Origin of the sequence: Mesorhizobium sp. M0870 (assembly GCF_040319775.1) — a bacterium.
In the GTDB taxonomy this organism is placed as follows: domain Bacteria; phylum Pseudomonadota; class Alphaproteobacteria; order Rhizobiales; family Rhizobiaceae; genus Mesorhizobium.
The window spans coordinates 36,157-54,474 of record NZ_JAMYOI010000008.1 but is presented as its reverse complement, the minus strand read 5'-3'; the positions used below and the strand labels follow the sequence as shown (position 1 = coordinate 54,474).

At 63.3% G+C, this 18,318-nt stretch carries 18 protein-coding genes; 11 read left to right on the top strand and 7 right to left on the bottom strand.

Annotated elements, in window-relative coordinates; translation table 11 throughout:
* Positions 1-3: 3 nt before the first annotated feature.
* On the bottom strand, positions 4-1,008 hold the full coding sequence (locus NKH97_RS12005) for an inorganic phosphate transporter (protein ID WP_352439799.1): 1,005 nt from the start codon (positions 1,006-1,008) through the stop codon (positions 4-6).
* A 3-nt stretch (positions 1,009-1,011) separates the two neighbouring features.
* Positions 1,012-1,653 (bottom strand): DUF47 family protein, encoded by a 642-nt coding sequence (locus NKH97_RS12000; protein ID WP_352439707.1) that lies wholly within the window; start codon positions 1,651-1,653, stop codon positions 1,012-1,014.
* A 151-nt stretch (positions 1,654-1,804) separates the two neighbouring features.
* On the opposite strand from NKH97_RS12000, the gene NKH97_RS11995 reads away from it, so the two are divergent.
* The 11 genes from NKH97_RS11995 to NKH97_RS11945 all read left to right on the top strand — a co-directional run bounded on the left by NKH97_RS11995 (position 1,805) and on the right by NKH97_RS11945 (position 12,327).
* Entirely contained in the window at positions 1,805-2,719 is a 915-nt protein-coding gene (locus tag NKH97_RS11995; RefSeq protein WP_352439708.1) for a LysR family transcriptional regulator, read from the top strand.
* 176 nt (positions 2,720-2,895) lie between these two features.
* Positions 2,896-3,375, top strand: coding sequence for a formate dehydrogenase subunit gamma (locus tag NKH97_RS11990; RefSeq protein ID WP_352439709.1), 480 nt, complete (start codon positions 2,896-2,898; stop codon positions 3,373-3,375).
* The gene (locus NKH97_RS11985) at positions 3,372-4,928 is read left to right on the top strand and encodes a formate dehydrogenase beta subunit (RefSeq protein WP_352751783.1); all 1,557 of its coding nucleotides are present in this window, start codon (positions 3,372-3,374) and stop codon (positions 4,926-4,928) included. Before NKH97_RS11990 ends, NKH97_RS11985 begins: the two co-directional genes overlap by 4 nt.
* Positions 4,929-4,938: 10 nt before the next feature.
* Positions 4,939-7,851 carry a formate dehydrogenase subunit alpha gene (gene fdhF, locus NKH97_RS11980; protein WP_352610807.1) on the top strand — a complete coding sequence of 971 codons (2,913 nt, stop codon included), beginning with the start codon at positions 4,939-4,941 and terminating at the stop codon, positions 7,849-7,851.
* 84 nt (positions 7,852-7,935) lie between these two features.
* The gene (locus NKH97_RS11975) at positions 7,936-8,136 is read left to right on the top strand and encodes a thioredoxin domain-containing protein (protein WP_155930580.1); all 201 of its coding nucleotides are present in this window, start codon (positions 7,936-7,938) and stop codon (positions 8,134-8,136) included.
* On the top strand, positions 8,136-8,963 hold the full coding sequence (fdhD, locus tag NKH97_RS11970; protein WP_128304839.1) for a formate dehydrogenase accessory sulfurtransferase FdhD: 828 nt from the start codon (positions 8,136-8,138) through the stop codon (positions 8,961-8,963). The genes NKH97_RS11975 and fdhD overlap by 1 nt, the downstream gene beginning before the upstream one ends.
* Positions 8,953-9,264, top strand: coding sequence for a formate dehydrogenase subunit delta (locus tag NKH97_RS11965; protein WP_352610808.1), 312 nt, complete (start codon positions 8,953-8,955; stop codon positions 9,262-9,264). The genes fdhD and NKH97_RS11965 overlap by 11 nt, the downstream gene beginning before the upstream one ends.
* 112 nt (positions 9,265-9,376) lie before the next feature.
* Complete coding sequence (locus tag NKH97_RS11960) at positions 9,377-10,930, top strand: alpha/beta fold hydrolase (protein WP_352610809.1); 1,554 nt, start codon at positions 9,377-9,379, stop codon at positions 10,928-10,930.
* A 108-nt stretch (positions 10,931-11,038) separates the two neighbouring features.
* Positions 11,039-11,518: a carboxymuconolactone decarboxylase family protein gene (locus NKH97_RS11955; protein WP_023811682.1), complete on the top strand. Its 480-nt coding sequence runs from the start codon at positions 11,039-11,041 to the stop codon at positions 11,516-11,518.
* A 77-nt stretch (positions 11,519-11,595) separates the two neighbouring features.
* Positions 11,596-11,958, top strand: coding sequence for a nuclear transport factor 2 family protein (locus tag NKH97_RS11950; RefSeq protein ID WP_352610811.1), 363 nt, complete (start codon positions 11,596-11,598; stop codon positions 11,956-11,958).
* A 54-nt stretch (positions 11,959-12,012) separates the two neighbouring features.
* On the top strand, positions 12,013-12,327 hold the full coding sequence (locus tag NKH97_RS11945; RefSeq protein WP_127290045.1) for a hypothetical protein: 315 nt from the start codon (positions 12,013-12,015) through the stop codon (positions 12,325-12,327).
* Between the two features lie 123 nt (positions 12,328-12,450).
* Here NKH97_RS11945 and NKH97_RS11940 read toward each other — a convergent pair whose 3' ends face one another.
* From NKH97_RS11940 to NKH97_RS11920, 5 genes are all read right to left on the bottom strand, one after another.
* The gene (locus NKH97_RS11940) at positions 12,451-13,878 is read right to left on the bottom strand and encodes a gamma-aminobutyraldehyde dehydrogenase (protein WP_352439716.1); all 1,428 of its coding nucleotides are present in this window, start codon (positions 13,876-13,878) and stop codon (positions 12,451-12,453) included.
* Positions 13,879-13,981: 103 nt separating this feature from the next.
* Entirely contained in the window at positions 13,982-14,797 is an 816-nt protein-coding gene (locus tag NKH97_RS11935; protein WP_352610813.1) for an ABC transporter permease, read from the bottom strand.
* The gene (locus tag NKH97_RS11930) at positions 14,787-15,752 is read right to left on the bottom strand and encodes an ABC transporter permease (RefSeq protein WP_023811677.1); all 966 of its coding nucleotides are present in this window, start codon (positions 15,750-15,752) and stop codon (positions 14,787-14,789) included. Before NKH97_RS11930 ends, NKH97_RS11935 begins: the two co-directional genes overlap by 11 nt.
* A 223-nt stretch (positions 15,753-15,975) precedes the next feature.
* Positions 15,976-16,986 (bottom strand): ABC transporter ATP-binding protein, encoded by a 1,011-nt coding sequence (locus tag NKH97_RS11925; RefSeq protein WP_352796926.1) that lies wholly within the window; start codon positions 16,984-16,986, stop codon positions 15,976-15,978.
* Between the two features lie 171 nt (positions 16,987-17,157).
* On the bottom strand, positions 17,158-18,312 hold the full coding sequence (locus NKH97_RS11920) for an ABC transporter substrate-binding protein (protein WP_023811674.1): 1,155 nt from the start codon (positions 18,310-18,312) through the stop codon (positions 17,158-17,160).
* Between the last annotated feature and the right edge of the window lie 6 nt (positions 18,313-18,318).

The window sequence follows — 18,318 nt, the reverse complement described above, 5'->3', positions numbered from 1 at the left end:
ATGTCACCTCGCCAGGCCAACCGCGAGGTAGGTGAGCGCCGAAATCAAAGCGGTGGCCGGCAAGGTGACGATCCAGGCAATGACGATGTTGCCGGCAATGCCCCAGCGCACGGCCGAGACGCGGCGGGCGGCGCCGACGCCGATGATGGCGCCGGTGATGGTGTGCGTGGTCGATACGGGAACGCCGAGCCAGGTCGCGGCAAACAGCGTGATCGCCCCACCGGTCTCGGCGCAAAAGCCCTGCATCGGGTTCAGCCGGGTGATCTTCGAGCCCATGGTGTGGACGATGCGCCAGCCGCCGAACAACGTACCGAGCGCCAGCGCCGTCTGACAGGTGAGCACGACCCACAGCGGCACGTAGAATTCTTCGCCGAGCATGCCTTGCGAATAGAGCAGCACGGCGATGATGCCCATGGTTTTCTGGGCGTCGTTGCCGCCGTGCCCGAGCGAATAGAGCGAGGCGGAAAAGAACTGCATGACGCGAAAGGTGCTGTCGACCGCAAACGGCGTCTGGCGCACGAAGAGCCAGGAAACGGCAAGGATCAGGACAAGAGCCAGGACAAAGCCGGTCGCCGGCGACACGACGATTGCCGCAACCGTCTTGCCAAGCCCTGTCCAGACGATGGCGCCCACGCCTGCCTTTGCCACACCGGCGCCGACCAGGCCGCCGATCAGCGCGTGCGAGCTGCTCGAAGGGATGCCGGCGATCCAGGTGACGATGTTCCAGACGATGGCGCCGACGAGGGCTGCAAAGATCACCGCCGGGGTGACGATGCTGACGTCGACGATACCCTTGCCCACTGTCTCGGCGACGTGGAGGCCGAAGAACATGAAGGCGATGAAGTTGAAGAAAGCCGCCCACAATACCGCGTATTGTGGCCGCAGCACGCGGGTGGAAACGATGGTGGCGATGGAATTGGCGGCATCGTGCAGGCCATTGAGAAAGTCGAAGAACAGCGCAACGCCGACGAGGCCGACCAGTACCGGAAAGGCGATGGTTGCTTCCATCACCTAGACATTCTCAATGACGATGCCGCTGATCTCGTTGGCGACGTCCTCGAAGCGGTCGACCACCTTTTCCAGTTGGCCATAAATCTCTGAGCCGATCATGTAGGCCATCGGATCGCTGCTGCCGTGCTTCCTGAAGAGATCCTTCAGCCCTTGCTCGTGCAGGTCGTCGGCCCGGCTTTCGACGCGCATGACCTCCTCGGCGATGGCGTTGAGGCGCACAGTATGCGTCGCGACCTTGTTGAGCAGCGGGATCGCCTCAGCCACAAGCTTGGCGGCGGCGACGATGACGCCACCCATTTCCTGCATCAGCGGATCGAACTCCTTGCGCTCGAACAGCTTCACCGTCTTGACCGTCTTGTGCATCATGTCGATGGCATCATCCATCGACTGGATCAGGTCCTTGATGTCGCCGCGATCGAAAGGCGTGATGAAGGAGCGCCGCACCGCCAGCAGGACTTCCGCGGTGATGTGGTCGGCCTCATCTTCGAGATCGATGATTTTCTGGCACCAGAGGTCGATATCCCTGCCCTGGAGAAGCTGCTCCAGCGCCTCGGCGCCGCCGACCACGGTGCGCGAATGTCGTTCGAACAGTTCGAAGAAGCGATCTTCGCGCGGCAAAAGCTTGCGGAACCAGCCCAGCATGGTCGATCTCCCAGTTTCATCCACATAGCGCCGCATTGCGCCGCGGGAAACAGGTAGCCGGCTTAAAGGTGTGGATGCCGGGCATTTGTGCGTGGTGCTTGCGGTAGAGCACAATTTCCCCGACCTTGCAGCGAACGACCGGAAAGATCGCATGATCGACAAGCTGGAATTCTTCATCGCGCTCGCCAGGGAGGAGCATTTCGGCCGGGCGGCGGAGGTATGCGGCGTCACCCAACCGACGCTCTCGGCCGGCATCAAGCAGTTGGAAGGCCAGCTTGGCGTCATGCTGGTTCTGCGCGGCTCACGCTTCCAGGGGCTGACGCCGGAGGGAAAACAGGTGCTGGTGTGGGCACGCCGCATCGTCGGCGACACCAGAACCATGCGCGAGGAAATGCGCGCAGCGCGCCACGGACTTTCGGGCCGTATCCGCATCGCCGCCATCCCGACGGCGCTCGCCATGCTGCCGCGGCTGACGACGCCGTTTCGCGAAAAGCATCCCGGCGTCACCTTTTCGGTGCTGTCGCGGACCTCGATCGAGGTGCTGTCGCTGCTCGGCAATTTCGACATCGATGCCGGGATCACCTATCTCGACAACGAGCCGCTGGGGCGGGTGACCAGCGTGCCGCTCTATGACGAGCGCTACCAACTGATCACCGCGATGGGGAATCCCTATTCCGACCGCGACAAAGTGACATGGGCGGAGCTCTCGAGCCTGCCGCTGTGTCTGTTGACGCCGGACATGCAGAACCGCCGCATCATCGATCAGCATCTGGCCGAAGCCGGCGTGCAGGTGCGACCGACGCTGGAATCCAATTCGATGATCGTGCTGTTTTCGCACATCCGCACCGGCAAATGGTCGTCGATCATGCCGCTCAACCTTGCGGAAACATTCGGCTTTGCCGAGCCGATCCGGGCCATTCCGATCATCGAGCCAGATGCCAGCCACACGGTCGGCCTGGTGGCGACACCGCGCGAACCGCACACACCTTTGGTCTCGGCGCTGCTGGACGAGGCAATGGCGCTGGCGGACGATTTCCATGCCAACCGTTCCGCTAGACAGGGTTAGTCAAACGGAACGATAGAAAATTTCTATCGTACAACGAAACCGCTTTATTGATTTCAGAGGTTTTCTCTGGTTTCTTAAGCACTTAGCGATAAAGCGGCACGCGCATGTCGTTGTTCCAAAACAGCTTGATGCTTTTGGCCGATATGCATGGGTCGCTACTATAGGGAGGGCGCTGCATGACAATGCAGCCTGCAAGTACCGAGATTACGTCGCGCACGGCCGCGATCATCCAGGAGATGAAGGGCCTCGAAGGCCCATTGCTGCCGATCCTTCACGGCATCCAGGAAGAGTTCGGCCATGTGCCCAAGGATGCGCTGCCGGTCATCGCCGAGGCGCTGAACATTTCCAGGGCCGAGGTGTACGGCGTCGTCAGCTTTTATCACGATTACCGCAGCCACCCGGCAGGCCGCCATGTGCTGAAGCTCTGCCAGGCGGAATCCTGCCAGTCGATGGGTTCGGACGCCATCGCCGCCAAGCTGAAGCAATTGCTGGGCATCGGCTTCCATGAGACGACCCGCGACGGTTCGGTGACGCTGGAGCCGGTCTATTGTCTGGGCCTGTGCGCCTGTTCGCCCGCCGCAATGCTGGATGGCGAGGTGATCGGGCGGCTCGATGACGAGAAGCTCGACGAGATCGTTGCAGAGGTGCGCTCATGATCCCGCGTATCTACATTCCAGGCGATTCCGGTGCGCTGGCGCTGGGCGCCGAAAAGGTCGCCAAGGCGATCGCCGGCGAACTCGCCGAGCGCGGCATCGAAGCCAAGATCGTGCGTAACGGTTCGCGCGGCGCCTATTTCCTCGAGCCTATGGTCGAAGTCGCGACAGCCAATGGCCGCGTCGCCTATGGGCCGGTCAAACCATCCGACGTCAAAGGCCTGTTCGACGGCGGCTTTCTCACCGGCGGCCACCACAAACGCTGGCTGGGCACGCCGGACAAGATCCCCTTCCTGGCCAAGCAGACGCGGCTGACCTTCGCGCGCTGCGGCGTCACGGATCCGCTTTCGCTCGAATCCTACAAGAAGCATGGCGGGTTGAACGGACTGACGAACGCGCTGGCGCTGACGCCTGCCGCCATCGTCGCCCAGGTTACCGAGTCGGGCCTGCGCGGGCGCGGCGGCGCCGGCTTCCCGACCGGCATCAAGTGGAAAACGGTGCTCGATGCCGCAGGCGACCGCAAATACATCGTCTGCAACGCCGACGAAGGCGATTCGGGCACCTTCGCCGATCGCATGATCATGGAGGGCGATCCCTTCGTGCTGATCGAAGGCATGACGATCGCCGGTATAGCCACGGGCGCGACGAAGGGCTTCGTCTATGTCCGCTCGGAATATCCGCATGCGGTGGCGATGATGAACAAGGCCGTCGAGATCGCCCGCAAGGCTGGCGTTCTTGGCGCCAGCGTGCTGGGCTCACCCTACGCTTTCGACATGGAGATCCGGGTCGGCGCCGGCGCCTATGTCTGCGGCGAGGAGACGGCGCTGCTCGATTCGCTCGAGGGCAAGCGCGGCATGGTTCGGGCAAAGCCACCGCTGCCGGCTCACAAAGGGCTGTTCGGCAAGCCGACGGTGATCAACAACGTCATCTCGCTGGCCTCGGTGCCTGTCATCATGGACAAGGGTGCGGCCTACTACAAGGATTTCGGCATGGGCCGCTCGCGCGGCACGATCCCGATCCAGATCGCCGGCAACGTCAAATATGCCGGTCTGTTCGAAGCCGCTTTCGGCATGACGCTGGGCGAGATCGTCGACGAGATCGGCGGCGGCACGGCCACGGGGCGCCCCGTCAAGGCCGTGCAGGTCGGCGGGCCGCTCGGCGCCTATTTCCCGCGCGCGCTGTTCGACACGCCATTCGATTATGAAGCCTTCGCCGCCAAGGACGGGCTGATCGGCCATGCCGGCATCGTGGTGTTCGACGACACCGCCGACATGCTGAAACAGGCGCGCTTCGCCATGGAGTTCTGCGCCATCGAAAGCTGTGGCAAATGCACGCCCTGCCGCATCGGCTCGACGCGCGGGGTTGAGACCATCGACAGAATAGTTGCGGGCATTGAGCCGGAGAAGAACCTCGCTCTGGTCACCGATCTCTGCAACACGATGAAGTTTGGTTCGCTCTGCGCGCTGGGCGGCTTCACGCCCTATCCCGTGATGAGCTCGATCACCCATTTCCCCGACGACTTCAAGCCAGCGCCCGTGCGCGTGGCTGCCGAATAGGAGCTGGCAGATGAACATCAAGGCCGACTTCCCCTCCCTCGTCGAAGAGATCGACTACGGAACCCCCCAATCGAAGGCGCAGAAGCAGGTCACGCTGAACGTCGACGGGCGCAGCATCACCGTGCCGGAAGGCACCTCGATCATGCGTGCGGCCATGGAGGGCGGGGTCGAGATCCCGAAGCTTTGCGCCACCGACATGCTGGACTCCTTCGGGTCGTGCCGTGTCTGCCTTGTCGAGATCGAAGGACGTGGCGGCACGCCGGCGTCCTGCACGACGCCCGTCGGCGAAGGCATGATCGTGCGCACGCAGACCGAGCGGCTCGACGCCATTCGCCGAGGCGTCATGGAACTCTACGTCTCCGACCATCCGACCGGCTGGAACGAACAGGCCGGAACCGGCGCCAGCGAGTTCGATGCAGTGGCGAAGTCGATCGGCCTGATCGAGAACCGCTACGGCATCGAAGGTCGCAACCACGTCAAGCCGGAAGGTGGCGTGGCGCCCGGCCATGGCTCGCTGGCGGTCGACTACATCGCCCGCGACGAGTCCAACCCCTATTTCACCTATGATGCCTCGCAATGCATCGTCTGCTCGCGCTGCGTGCGGGCCTGCGAAGAGGTGCAGGGCACCTTCGCGCTGACCATCGAGGGACGAGGCTTCGAATCCCGGGTTTCGGCGGGGATGCACGAGGCGTTCATCGATTCGGAATGCGTGTCCTGCGGCGCCTGCGTCCAGGCCTGTCCAACCGATGCGCTGCGTGAGAAGACGGTGCTTGCCAAGGGCCTGCCGGAGCGCTCCGCCGTCACCACCTGTGCCTATTGCGGCGTCGGCTGCTCATTCAAGGCCGAGGTGAAGGGTGACGAAGTCGTTCGCATGATGCCCTATAAGGAGGGCAAGGCGAACCACGGCCATTCCTGCGTCAAGGGCCGTTTCGCCTATGGCTATGCCACCCACAAGGACCGCGTCCTGTCGCCGATGATCCGGGAAAAGGTCACCGACCCGTGGCGCGAGGTGAGTTGGGAAGAGGCGATCGCCCATACGGCCAAGGAATTCCGCCGCATCCAGTACCAGTATGGACGCACCTCGATCGGCGGCATAACCTCCTCGCGCTGCACCAATGAGGAAACTTACCTAGTCCAGAAGATGGTGCGGCAAGGTTTCCGCAACAACAATGTCGACACCTGCGCACGAGTCTGCCATTCGCCGACGGGCTACGGGCTCGGCCAGACCTATGGCACCTCCGCTGGCACGCAGGATTTCGATTCCGTCGACTTCACCGACGTCGCCGTCATCATCGGCGCCAATCCGGCTTCCGCCCACCCGGTGTTCGCCTCGCGGCTGAAGAAGCGGCTGCGCCAGGGCGCCAAGCTGATCGTGCTCGATCCGCGCCGCACCGAGATGGTCAAGTCGGCCCATATCGAAGCGGATTACCACCTGCCGCTGAAGCCCGGCACCAATGTGGCCGTGCTGACGGCGCTGGCGCATGTGATCGTCACCGAGGGCCTGTTCGACGAAGCCTTCATCCGCGAACGCTGCGACTGGACGGAGTTCCAGGATTGGGCATCGTTCGTCGCCTTGCCGGAAAACAGCCCCGAAACCGTCGGCAAATTGTCCGGCGTCGATCCCGAGCTGATCCGCGGTGCTGCGCGTCTCTACGCCACCGGCGGCAACGGCGCGATCTATTACGGCCTCGGCGTGACGGAACACAGCCAGGGTTCGACCACTGTGATGGCAATCGCCAATCTCGCCATGGCCACCGGCAATATCGGCCGGCCCGGCGTCGGCGTGAACCCGCTGCGCGGCCAGAACAACGTGCAGGGCTCCTGCGACATGGGCTCCTTCCCGCACGAACTGCCCGGCTACCGCCACATCTCCGGCGAAGCCGTGCGCGATATCTATGAGACCTTGTGGGGCGTGAAGCTGGACGACGAACCCGGCCTGCGCATCCCCAACATGCTGGACGCCGCCGTCGACGGCAGCTTCAAGGGCATCTACATCCAGGGCGAAGACATTCTGCAGTCCGATCCCGACACCAAGCATGTCGCCGCCGGCCTTGCCGCGATGGAATGCGTCGTCGTGCACGACCTGTTCCTCAACGAGACCGCAAACTATGCGCATGTCTTCCTGCCGGGCTCGACTTTCCTGGAGAAGGACGGCACCTTCACCAACGCCGAGCGCCGCATCAACATGGTGCGCAAGGTTCTTGAGCCGAAGGCGCGCTACGCCGATTGGGAGGCGACGCAGGAGCTTGCCCGCGCGATCGGGCTGGACTGGAACTATCAGCATCCCTCGGAGATCATGGACGAGATCGCGATGACGACGCCGAGCTTTGCCGGCGTCTCCTTCGAGTTGCTCGACCGCGTAGGATCCGTGCAATGGCCCTGCAACGAGAAGGCGCCGCTCGGCACCCCGATCATGCACATCGATGCGTTCGTGCGCGGCAAGGGCAAGTTCATCCGGACCGAATATGTGGCGACGGACGAAAGGACGGGGCCGCGCTTCCCGCTGCTGCTCACCACCGGCCGCATCCTGTCGCAGTACAATGTCGGCGCGCAGACCAGGCGCACCGACAACAGCATGTGGCACTCGGAGGACCGGCTAGAGATCCACCCGCACGATGCCGAGAACCGCGGCTTGCGCGACGGCGACTGGGTCCGGCTGACGAGCCGCTCGGGCGAAACGACGCTGCGCGCGCTGATCACCGACCGGGTGTCGCCCGGTGTGGTCTACACGACGTTCCACCATCCGGACACGCAGGCCAACGTCATCACCACCGACTTCTCGGACTGGGCGACGAACTGTCCGGAATACAAGGTGACGGCGGTGCAGGTCGGCGCCTCCAACGGACCGTCGGAATGGCAGCGCGACTATGACGAGCAGGCCAAGCAGAGCCGGCGCATCGCGAAGCTGGAAGCGGCGGAATAGCTTTTGGGAACCTCGCTTTCGATAAAATGAGGGCGACGTTGCAATGACGGAGGAACAAAGGTGACTCGAAAGGAAGCCTACGAAATGCTCCTTCGCCTTTGTGAGAAGCAAGGCGCCGATCTGGATCGCTTCCTAAGTGATATTCAGGGACATGCTGCCAAAGAGGATTTCGAAAAGCTTCGGAGCATCGTCGGCAAGATAATGGGCAACGGACACTACGAGGCGTTTGAAGCCATTGCCCATGATGTTCCCGAATTGGCGCCTGTTTGGATGAAGCGAACCTGATGCGTACCCGCCAGCCTCTCAGCCAAATTTCCCGCTTGGCGCATCGCGCCAGCGGCACGGCTGCTGCCGACCGCATGGTGCCGGAAGAGACGCCGGTGGCGTTCTCCTTTGCCGGCACCACCCACGCCGTGATGATGGCGAGCCCGGCCGACTTCGAGGATTTCGCGCTCGGCTTCTCGCTGACCGAAGGCATCATCTCGTTACCGGATGAGATCGAAGCGATCGAGGTCGAGGACCATGGCGCCGGCATCGACATCCAGATCCGGCTGAAGGACCGAGCCAACACTCGTTTTGAAGCGCGGCGGCGAAGGCTCGCCGGCCCGGTCGGCTGCGGGCTCTGCGGCATCGAATCGATCGAGGAAGCAATGCGCTCGGTCGATGCGGTTGGTGCTTCAAAGCTTACGCTTGATGCCGACGACATTGTCCGTTCGGTCAAGCTTCTGTCGAAAGTGCAGCCGCTGCACACCGAGACCGGAGCCGTGCACGCCGCCGGCTTCTATGTACCTGGCAAGGGCATCGTCATGGCGCGCGAAGATGTCGGCCGTCACAATGCGCTCGACAAGCTGGCCGGCGCGCTGGCCAAAGCCCGCATCGACGGCGCATCCGGTGCTGTCGTGGTGACATCCAGGGTTTCGGTTGAAATGGTGCAGAAGACGGCTTCTATCGGCTCGGCCTTCATCATCGCCGTCTCGGCGCCGACCGCACTTGCCATCCGCACGGCGCAAGAGGCCGGCATGACGCTGGTGGCGCTGGTTCGCGGCGACGATTTTGATATTTTCACCCACCCCGACCGGGTGGTTTGCGGAGTTGCCAAGCATGTCGCATGACGAAGAACACATTATGAGCACCGCCGACAAGCTGGTGCGCATGGCAAACCAGATCGCCGATTTCTTCCATTCCAAGCCGCGCGAGGAAGGCATTGCCGGCGTCGCCGAGCACATCAACAAGTTCTGGGAGCCGAGGATGCGGCGGCAGTTCTTCGAAATGCTGGACGACGGCACCGGGAACTTCAACGAGTTGGTGGTGGCCGCCTCCGCCAGGATCAGGCGGCCGATCACGCCGGCTGCGGCCGACCTCAAACTCGGACTCGAGCCCTCCCCTGCCGATGTCGCCGCCTCGCAGGAATAGTCGCCAAGCCGCGCCGGCTTATATTCTCCATCGCTAAAGTTTAGCTGCGGCAATCTGCGCTGTTCTGCTATGGTTTGACGACCAGAAATCGTCAGGCCGGGGTGGAAATCTCGTGAGGCCGATCGAGACGCGATACGCCCGTAGCGGCGATGTGCGGATCGCCTATCAGGTGGTCGGGCAGGGATCGTTCGATCTCGTCTTCGTGCCGGGTTTCATTTCCAACCTCGACCTGCACTGGGAAGACGAGGGCTATACCAGGCTCTTGAAGCGGCTTTCGGCATTCTCGCGGCTGATCCTGTTCGACAAGCGCGGCACCGGTCTTTCCGACCGCGTCGACGCGCATAACCTGCCCAGTCTCGAAATGCGGATGGACGATGTGCGCGCGGTTATGGACGCCGCCGGCAGCGGCCGTGCAGCCCTGCTCGGCTCCTCCGAAGGCGCGCCGATGGCGATGCTGTTCGCCGCCACCTATCCGGAGCGGACGCGAGCTCTGGCGCTCTATGGCGGCTATGCGCATTTCCACAAATGGGTGATGTCGCGCGAACGCCTCGACGCTTTCATCGAGATGGCGGAGACAGCCTGGGGCACCGGCGCCACGCTGCCCCATTTCGCGCCGAGCCGGGTCGACGACGCGCATTTCGCTCAGTGGTGGGCACGTTTCGAACGATTATCGGCGAGCCCGACTTCGGCGGCGGCGCTGTGGCGCATGAACGCCGACGTCGACATCCGCCATATCCTGAGCGTGATCAGCGCGCCGACGCTTGTGATACATCGCCGCAACGATGCGCGGGTCGACCCCGATGCCAGCCGCTTCCTTGCGCAAAAGATTCCCGATGCCCGGCTCGTCGAGATTCCGGGACGCGATCATCCGATCTGGACCGGCGATGTCGATGGGGTGGCCGACTTGATCGAGGAATTCCTGACCGGCGAGCGCGCCGTAGGCGAAGTGGACCGTGTGCTGGCGGCGCTGCTGGTGACACGCATCTACGACACGGCGCGGCTCGGCGACCGCATGTGGAGCGAACGCAGCCAACGCTTTCAGGAAACCTGGCAGCTGCTGGTCGGGCGCCATGGCGGGCGCTCTGTGGGCCTGCAGGGCGAGTTGATGATTTCGCGCTTCGATGGCCCGGCACGCGCCATTCGCTGCGCGGCGGCGCTGCGCGAGGCGGCGCAGGAAATCGGCGTGGCAAGCGCGCAAGGGGCGCATGTCGGCGAGATCGAAGTGCGCGGTCCGCCCGTTGGGATGACGGCGCGGGTGGCGATGCAACTAGCCGCCCATGCCGGCCGCGGCGACATTATCGCGTCGCGTCTGATCGCCGATCTAGCGGCTGGGTCGGGCCTGCATTTCACCGACGCCGGGCGCATCAGCGTCGACGAGTTGGAGGAGCCGTTGGCGCTGGTCCATGCGACGTCCGAACAACACCTGGAACCCGCCTGCCGGCCCAAACCCAAGGCTGCCGAGCCTGCCGCATTGACGGCGCGCGAAACCGAGGTGGTGAGCCTCGTCGCCGACGGCAAGAGCAATGCCGCGATCGCCGCCGAATTGAGGCTGAGCGAACACACGGTCAAGCGCCATGTCGCCAACATACTGCTCAAGCTGGACCTGCCGTCGCGGGCGGCGGCGGCGGCGTTCTCAGTCAGGCACCCTGGCCCGCACGGGCCATGAGAGCCATGGCGCTTTCGGGCGAAGCGGCCAAGGGCGGCTAGGCGCTATCAATTCTCCCATGCAGGCCAGGCGGATGTCGCCGGAAAGGTGCTGCGAACGGAGGAGGAAATGCTGACGTCGAACCAAACACTCAAATCGCTTGTGATAGCGGCAGGCATTGGAGCGCTGTTCGCCATCGCTCCGGCAAAGGCCGAGGATGCGTCCGCGGCGGCGACCTACAAGGACATTGAGGCGACGCTCGGCTCGGTGCCGGACATGTTCAAGACGTTGCCGGATGTGGCCGTCGCCGGCGCCTGGGCCGAGATCAAGGGCGTGCAGCTCAACCCGAAGACGGCGCTTGACGGCAAGACCAAGGAACTGCTGGGCCTCGCCGTCGCAGCACAAATCCCGTGCCAGTATTGCATCTATTTCCACACCGAGGCGGCCAGGCTCAACGGCGCCAGCGACGAGGAGATCAAGGAGGCGGTGGCGATGTCCGCGATCGTGCGCCACTGGTCGACGATGCTCAACGGCAGCCAGGTCGATCTGACGACCTTCAAGAAGCAGGCCGACGACGTGTTCGCGGCCGTCAAGGCGAAGTCGCAGTAAAAACCACTGCCTGGCGACAAGCGCCGGGCAGCACTTCGACCATCAACCGCCCGGAAGACGGGCCAATGGAGAATGACATGCTGACCAAGACCCAAACAGTGGATGGCGCGGCGATCAAGAAGGCCATCGAAACCCGTGACGGCAAGATGCTGTCGAGCTTTTATGCCGAAGACGCGCTGGTGCGGGTGATCGACCGCAACAACCCGCCGAGCAAGCCGCGCGAGATCCGCGGACGCGCCGCGATCACCACATTCTGGGACGACATCTGCAGCCGCGCGATGACCCACAAGGTCGATACCACCATCGCCGACGGCGACAGTCTCGCCTTCACCCAGGCCTGCGCCTATCCGGACGGCACCAAGGTGTTCTGCGCGGCGATGCTGGAGCTGAAGGACGGGCGGATCGCAAGGCAGACCGTCGTGCAGGCCTGGGACGAGTAGGCAACAGCCGGTGGATCAACCGCGGCCTGGGCCGCAAAGCTGGAGGAGAAGACGATGTTCAGCGCCAGATGGCAGATCGACGCCAAATTCGGACACAAGCAGACCGTGCTCGACCTGTTGAAGAAATGGGAACGCGAGATCGGCTCGCAGGTCGGCCTCGCCGAGCTGGAGTTCCAGATCATGACCGGTTCTATCGGCGCGCGGGAGGCGACCGTCGAGTCCCATCACCAGGTCGAAAGCCTGGCCCAGTTGGAGGCGTTCTTCGCCAAGATCGGCAAGATCGACGCGCACGCGAAATGGGGCAAGGAGATCGAGCCCTATGTCGTGTCGGGCACCAGCCTATGGAATATTTATCGCGTTGTGGAGTAGCGACTCTTCTCCCCGTGAACGGGGAGAAGAGAAAATAGCCACGCCCGGCCCTTCGCAGGCGCAGGGCGTTCGAAGCTCGAAAAGCCAAGCAATTGGCTTTTCGTTTGCTACGCGGACCACTTCTCAACCATGCGCCACCATCACATGCCGCACGGCGGTGTAGTCCTCCAGCGCATAGAGCGACATGTCCTTGCCGTAGCCGGACTGCTTCAGCCCGCCATGCGGCATCTCGTTGGTCAGCATGAAGTGGGTGTTGATCCATGTGCAGCCATATTGCAGGCGGGCGGCCGTCGCCATGGCGCGCGAGACATCCTTGGTCCATACCGAGGACGCCAGGCCGTAGTCGCTGTCATTGGCCCAGTTCACCGCCTCGTCGACCTCCGAAAAACGAGTAACCGAGACGACCGGGCCGAACACTTCGCGGCGCACGATTTCGTCTTCCTGCAGCGCGCCGGCAACGACTGTCGGCTGGTAGTAGAAGCCGGAACCCTCGCCCGGCTTGCCGCCGGTGGTGATCTCGATGTGGTTCAGTTCCGAGGCGCGCTCGACGAAGCTGGAGACGCGGTCGCGCTGGCGGCGGGAGATGAGTGGGCCGATCTCGTTTTCGGTGTCGTCGGGACGATTGTACTTGATGGTCGAGACGGCCGAGGAGAGATCGGCGACGAGTTTGTCATAGATCTTCCTGCCGGCGTAGATACGGCAGGCGGCGGTGCAGTCCTGGCCGGCATTGTAATAGCCGAAGGCGCGCAGGCCGTTGACCACGGCGCCAAGATCGGCGTCGTCGAAGACGATGACCGGCGCCTTGCCGCCGAGCTCGAGATGCGTGCGCTTGACCGACTTGGCGGCCGCCTGCAGCACTTTCTTGCCGGTGGCGACATCGCCGGTGATCGAGATCATGTTGACCTTGGGATGGTTGATCAGCGTGTTGCCGACGCTGTCGCCGCGGCCGAGCACGACATTGACCACGCCTTCCGGCAGGATTTCCGCAAGGATTTTTGCCAGCTTCAGCGCCGTCAGCGGTGTCTGCTCGGAAGGCTTGAAGACGACGGTGTTGCCGCCGGCGATTGCCGGCGCCAACTTCCAGGCCATCATCATCAGCGGATAGTTCCACGGCGCGATGGAAGCGACGATGCCGATGGCGTCGCGGCGGACCATCGAAGTATGGCCGGGAATGTATTCGCCGGCGACGACGCCGGGCATCGAACGGACGGCACCGGCGAAGAAGCGGTAGCAGTCGACGATGGCCGGGATTTCATCATTGAGCACGGCGTTGATCGGCTTGCCGCAATTGAGCGCCTCGAGCGTGGCGAATTCCTTGGCATCGGCCTCGATGCGGTCGGCGATCTTCAGCAAATAGCCGGAGCGCTGCGCCGGCGTGGTGCGCGACCACAAGACGAACGCTTGTTCGGCGGCAGTGATCGCCGCCTCAATCTGTGCCTGGCTGGCCTCGGGCAGGCTGAGGATGGTCGCCCCGGTCTTTGGATTGAGGATCGGTTCCTCGGTCTCGGTGCCCTTCTCGAATCTCGAGCCGATCAGCATCTGGGTGTCCATAAGGTTTCTCCTTAACAGGAGCGAGTAGCGAGTAGCGAATAGCGAGTAGGGTTTGACTGTCGATCTTCCCTATTCGCTATTCGTCACTCCCTATTCGCTGATTTCATTTTCCACTGCCCGCAATCTGGTCGCCGTCGCGGGTGAGGTAATGGGCGGCAAGGATGGGCAGCAGCGTCACCAGCACCACGACCATGGCGACGACATTGGTCACCGGGCGCTGGCGCGGACGGATCAGCTCTTCCAGCATCCAGATCGGCAATGTCTGCTGCTGGCCGGCGGTGAAGGTGGTGACGATGACCTCGTCGAAGGACAGCGCGAAGGCCAGCATGCCGCCGGCAAGCAGCGCCGTGGCAATGTTGGGCAGCACGACATGTCGGAAGGTCTGAAAACCGTCGGCGCCGAGATCCATCGACGCCTCGATCATCGATCCGGAGGTGCGGCGAAAGCGGGCGACGGCATTGTTGTAGACGACGACGACGCAGAAGGTGGCGTGGCCGAGCACGATCGTCCAGAACGAGAACGGAATGTCGGCGAGCGAAAAGGCCGAGCGCAGCGCGATGCCGGTGATGATGCCGGGCAGCGCGATCGGCAGGATGACCAGCAGCGAGATGGTTTCGCGGCCGAAGAATTTTGTCCGCGAAACCGCCGCCGAACAGAGCGTGCCGAGGACGAGCGCGATCGCCGTCGAGATCGCGGCAACCCTGACCGACAGCGACAATGCCTGCCAGACATCCGGCCGGTTCCAGGTGACGGCGAACCATTGCGTCGTCAGGCCGGGGGGTGGCCAGACAAAGCTCTTCTCCTCGGTGGTGAAGGCATAGACGAAGATCAGCAGGATCGGCAGATGCAGGAACAGCAGGCCGCAGGCGGCGGCGATCTTCAGGCCGAGCGGCGCCGACTGGGAACCATCAGAGCGCATCGAAGGCCCCCATGCGCTTGGCGCCCCAGAGGTAGAAGCCCATGATGACGATCGGCACCACGGTGAAGGCGGCGGCGAGCGGGATGTTGCCGGCCGTGCCTTGCTGCGAATAGACCGCCTGGCCGATGAACAGCCGCGAGGTACCGATGATCTGCGGGATGATGTAGTCGCCCAGCGTAAGCGAGAAGGTGAAGATCGAACCGGCGACGATGCCCGGCAGCGCCAGCGGGAACAGCACGTTGCGGAAGGTCTGTCCCGGAGAGGCGCCGAGATCAGACGAGGCCTCGACGAGATTGCCGGGCACGCGCTCGAGCGCCGCCTGTACCGGCAGGATCATGAACGGTAACCAGACATAGACGAAGACGATGAAGGTGCCGGTGAACGATACCGACAGCGAATTGCCGCCGACGATCGGCAGCGACAGCCAGGCGTCGAGCACCCACAACAAATGCAGCTTGGCGAGGAGCCAGGTGAGGATGCCTTCCTTGGCCAGGATGAGCTTCCAGGCGTAGATCTTGACCAGATAGCTCGACCACAGCGGCAGCATGATGCCGAGATAGAACAAGGCCTTCCAGCGACCGCGCGCATAGCGCGCCGCGTAGTAGGCGATGGGGAAAGCGATGACGGCCGAGGCCAGCGTGACCAGAGCCGCCATCGTCACCGTGCGCAGGATGATATCGAGATTGGCGGCCTGGAACAGGTCACCATAGGTCTTGAGCGTGAACTCACGGTTGATGAGACCGGAAAACTCGTCGATGGAGAAAAAGCTCTGCGCCAGGAGCGCAAACAGCGAGCCGATATAGACGATGCCCAGCCAAAGCACCGGCGGCAGCAGCATGAGCAACAGCAGGACCTTCGGCTTGCGCCAGAAAAGGTCCGACAGCGCGCCACGCAGGCCGCCGCTGCCCGGCAGGATGGCGGGCGCGGGATTGGAGCTGAGCGCGGCGGTCGTCATGATGGAGCTCTGTACTCATGGAGGATGTATGAGAGGCCGAGATCCTTCACACCCCCCTCTGTCCTGCCGGACATCTCCCCCGCAAGGGGGGAGATCAGCAGCTTGTCCGCCTCACCGGCTCTGCAGCGTTGGAAGCTGGCGAAGCCAGTGGTAACAGCCAATCTCCCCCCTTGCGGGGGAGATGTCCGGCAGGACAGAGGGGGGTGCAATGCGCAAACCTTCATCATGCCGGCTCGTCCATCAGATGCAGGTGCTCGCGGTTAAAAGTCAGCACGACCGCCTCGCCTTCCCCAGGCAAGGCCGTGCCGGCCGGCACGATGGCGTGCAGTCGAAGGCCGTCGGCGTCGAGCGCCAGTTTTGTCGTGGCGCCGAGATAGTTGGTCGAGACGAGGCGGGCGGACACGCCTTCACCACTTGTGCCCCCGCTGGCCGCGCGGCCGACGCGAATGGATTCAGGGCGGAGACTCCCCCAGCGATGCTGGCCGGAATAACGCTCGACGAAATCCGGTGGCAGTACATTCGATGAGCCGACAAAATCGGCAACAAAACGCGTCTTCGGCCGCTGGTAGATATCCTCCGGCGTGCCGATCTGCATGATCTTGCCGTCGTTGAAAACGGCGACGCGGTCGGCCATCGACAGTGCTTCGCCCTGGTCGTGGGTGACGAAGACGAAGGTGATGCCGAGCGCCTTCTGCAGCGACTTCAGCTCCTCCTGCATGTTCTCGCGCAATTTGAGGTCGAGCGCGCCGAGCGGCTCGTCGAGCAGCAGCACCTTTGGCTGGTTGACCAGCGCACGGGCGAGCGCGACGCGCTGGCGCTGGCCGCCGGAAAGCTGGCCGGGGCGGCGGGCGCCATAGCCGGGCAGCCGCACCAGTGACAGCGCCTCTTCCGCCGCCTTGTGCCGCTGAGCCTTGCCGACGCCCTTGACCATCAGCCCGTAGGCGACGTTGTCGAGCACGTTCAGATGCGGGAACAGCGCATAGTCCTGAAACACGGTGTTGACGTTGCGGCGATAGGGCGGAACGCCCTCGGCGCGTTCGCCGAAGATCGAGATCGAGCCCGATGTCGGCTGCTCGAAGCCGGCGATGAGGCGCAGGCAAGTGGTCTTGCCGGAACCGGACGGCCCGAGCATGGCGAAGAATTCCCCCGGCGCGATATCGAGATCGACCGCGTCGACGGCGCGCACGCTGCCGAAATGGCGCGAGGCTTTCTGGAAGGAGACGGCGGAGGTCATGGGCTGTCAGTCCGTTGCCGGTTTGGTGTGCTGATGTCGCGCGACGTCCTACCCCCCCCTTATGGAGAGGTCGCGGCGAAGCCGCGGGTGGGGGTGCCTCGAAAAACGCCGAGCCGACCCCACCCCGACGCTATGCGTCGACCCTCCCCACGAGAGGGAGGGTAAGAAAAATCACCGCCCGCCGATGACGCCGATATAGTCCGACACCCAGCGGTAGTAGGGCACGCACTGGTCGTTCTGGGTGGTGCATTTCGACACCGGCGTCTTCCAGAACTTGATCTTGTCGAAATTCTCGTAGCCGTTGGTCTTGCAGCCTTCGTCGGTCAAAAGCTCGTTGCCCTTGCAGGCGGCGGGCACGACGGGCAGCGAACCGAACCAGGCCGAGACATCGCCCTGCACCTTGGGCGACAGCGAATGTTCCATCCACATATAGGCGCAGTTTGGGTTGGCCGAATCGGCTTCCATCATCGTGGTGTCGGCCCAACCGGTGGCGCCCTCCTCCGGGATGGTGGACGCGACCGGCTTCTTGGCGGCGACCAGCGTGTTGACCTGATACGGCCACGAGCCGGAAGCGACGACGCCTTCGTTCTGGAAATCGTCGACCTGAATGGCGGCGTCGTGCCAATAGCGGCCGACCAGCGTGCGCTGGACGCGCAGCAATTCCAGCGCAGCCTTGTACTGATCCTCGTTCAGTTCGTAGGGGTCCTTGATGCCGAGTTCCGGCTTGTGGAACATCAGATAGTTGGCGGCATCCGCGATGTGGATCGGCCCGTCATAGGCTTGGACGCGGCCCTTGTTGGACTTGCCGTCAGGCAGCTTCATTTCCTCGAAGACGATGTTCCAGCTCTTGGGAGCCTCCTTGAACACGTCGGTGTTGTACATGAGGACGTTCGGGCCCCACTGGTAAGGAACGCCGTAATGGGCGCCGCCGACGGTGAACCACGGCGCGTCCTTGAGGCGCTCGTCGACCGTCTTCCAGCTCGGGATGAGATCGGTGTTGATCGGCTGCACGCGCTTGCCGGCAACGAGGCGCAGCGAGGCATCGCCTGAAGCGGTGACGAGGTCGAAGCCGCCCTCATTCATCAGCGAGACCATTTCATCGGAGGTGTTGGCGGTCTTGACGTTGACCTTGCAGCCGGTCTCCTTCTCGAAGGAGGTCACCCAGTCATAACCCTTGTCGGTTTCGCCGCGCTCGATATAGCCCGGCCAGGCAACGATGTTGACCTGACCTTCGCCCTTGCCAAGTTCCTTGACCTGGGCGACGGCCTGACCGGAAAAGGTCAGCGCAACCGTCAGAGCAGTGCATGACTTCAGGAATGAATTCATTGTCGA

Excerpts from the sequence above, each read along its gene's own strand:
- NKH97_RS12005 (WP_352439799.1), bottom strand. The coding sequence starts at position 1,008 with ATGGAAGCAACCATCGCCTTTCCGGTACTGGTCGGCCTCGTCGGCGTT.
- NKH97_RS12000 (WP_352439707.1), bottom strand. The coding sequence starts at position 1,653 with ATGCTGGGCTGGTTCCGCAAGCTTTTGCCGCGCGAAGATCGCTTCTTC.
- NKH97_RS11995 (WP_352439708.1), top strand. The coding sequence starts at position 1,805 with ATGATCGACAAGCTGGAATTCTTCATCGCGCTCGCCAGGGAGGAGCAT.
- NKH97_RS11990 (WP_352439709.1), top strand. The coding sequence starts at position 2,896 with ATGACAATGCAGCCTGCAAGTACCGAGATTACGTCGCGCACGGCCGCG.
- NKH97_RS11985 (WP_352751783.1), top strand. The coding sequence starts at position 3,372 with ATGATCCCGCGTATCTACATTCCAGGCGATTCCGGTGCGCTGGCGCTG.
- fdhF (WP_352610807.1), top strand. The coding sequence starts at position 4,939 with ATGAACATCAAGGCCGACTTCCCCTCCCTCGTCGAAGAGATCGACTAC.
- NKH97_RS11975 (WP_155930580.1), top strand. The coding sequence starts at position 7,936 with ATGCTCCTTCGCCTTTGTGAGAAGCAAGGCGCCGATCTGGATCGCTTC.
- fdhD (WP_128304839.1), top strand. The coding sequence starts at position 8,136 with ATGCGTACCCGCCAGCCTCTCAGCCAAATTTCCCGCTTGGCGCATCGC.
- NKH97_RS11965 (WP_352610808.1), top strand. The coding sequence starts at position 8,953 with ATGTCGCATGACGAAGAACACATTATGAGCACCGCCGACAAGCTGGTG.
- NKH97_RS11955 (WP_023811682.1), top strand. The coding sequence starts at position 11,039 with ATGCTGACGTCGAACCAAACACTCAAATCGCTTGTGATAGCGGCAGGC.
- NKH97_RS11950 (WP_352610811.1), top strand. The coding sequence starts at position 11,596 with ATGCTGACCAAGACCCAAACAGTGGATGGCGCGGCGATCAAGAAGGCC.
- NKH97_RS11945 (WP_127290045.1), top strand. The coding sequence starts at position 12,013 with ATGTTCAGCGCCAGATGGCAGATCGACGCCAAATTCGGACACAAGCAG.
- NKH97_RS11940 (WP_352439716.1), bottom strand. The coding sequence starts at position 13,878 with ATGGACACCCAGATGCTGATCGGCTCGAGATTCGAGAAGGGCACCGAG.
- NKH97_RS11935 (WP_352610813.1), bottom strand. The coding sequence starts at position 14,797 with ATGCGCTCTGATGGTTCCCAGTCGGCGCCGCTCGGCCTGAAGATCGCC.
- NKH97_RS11930 (WP_023811677.1), bottom strand. The coding sequence starts at position 15,752 with ATGACGACCGCCGCGCTCAGCTCCAATCCCGCGCCCGCCATCCTGCCG.
- NKH97_RS11925 (WP_352796926.1), bottom strand. The coding sequence starts at position 16,986 with ATGACCTCCGCCGTCTCCTTCCAGAAAGCCTCGCGCCATTTCGGCAGC.
- NKH97_RS11920 (WP_023811674.1), bottom strand. The coding sequence starts at position 18,312 with ATGAATTCATTCCTGAAGTCATGCACTGCTCTGACGGTTGCGCTGACC.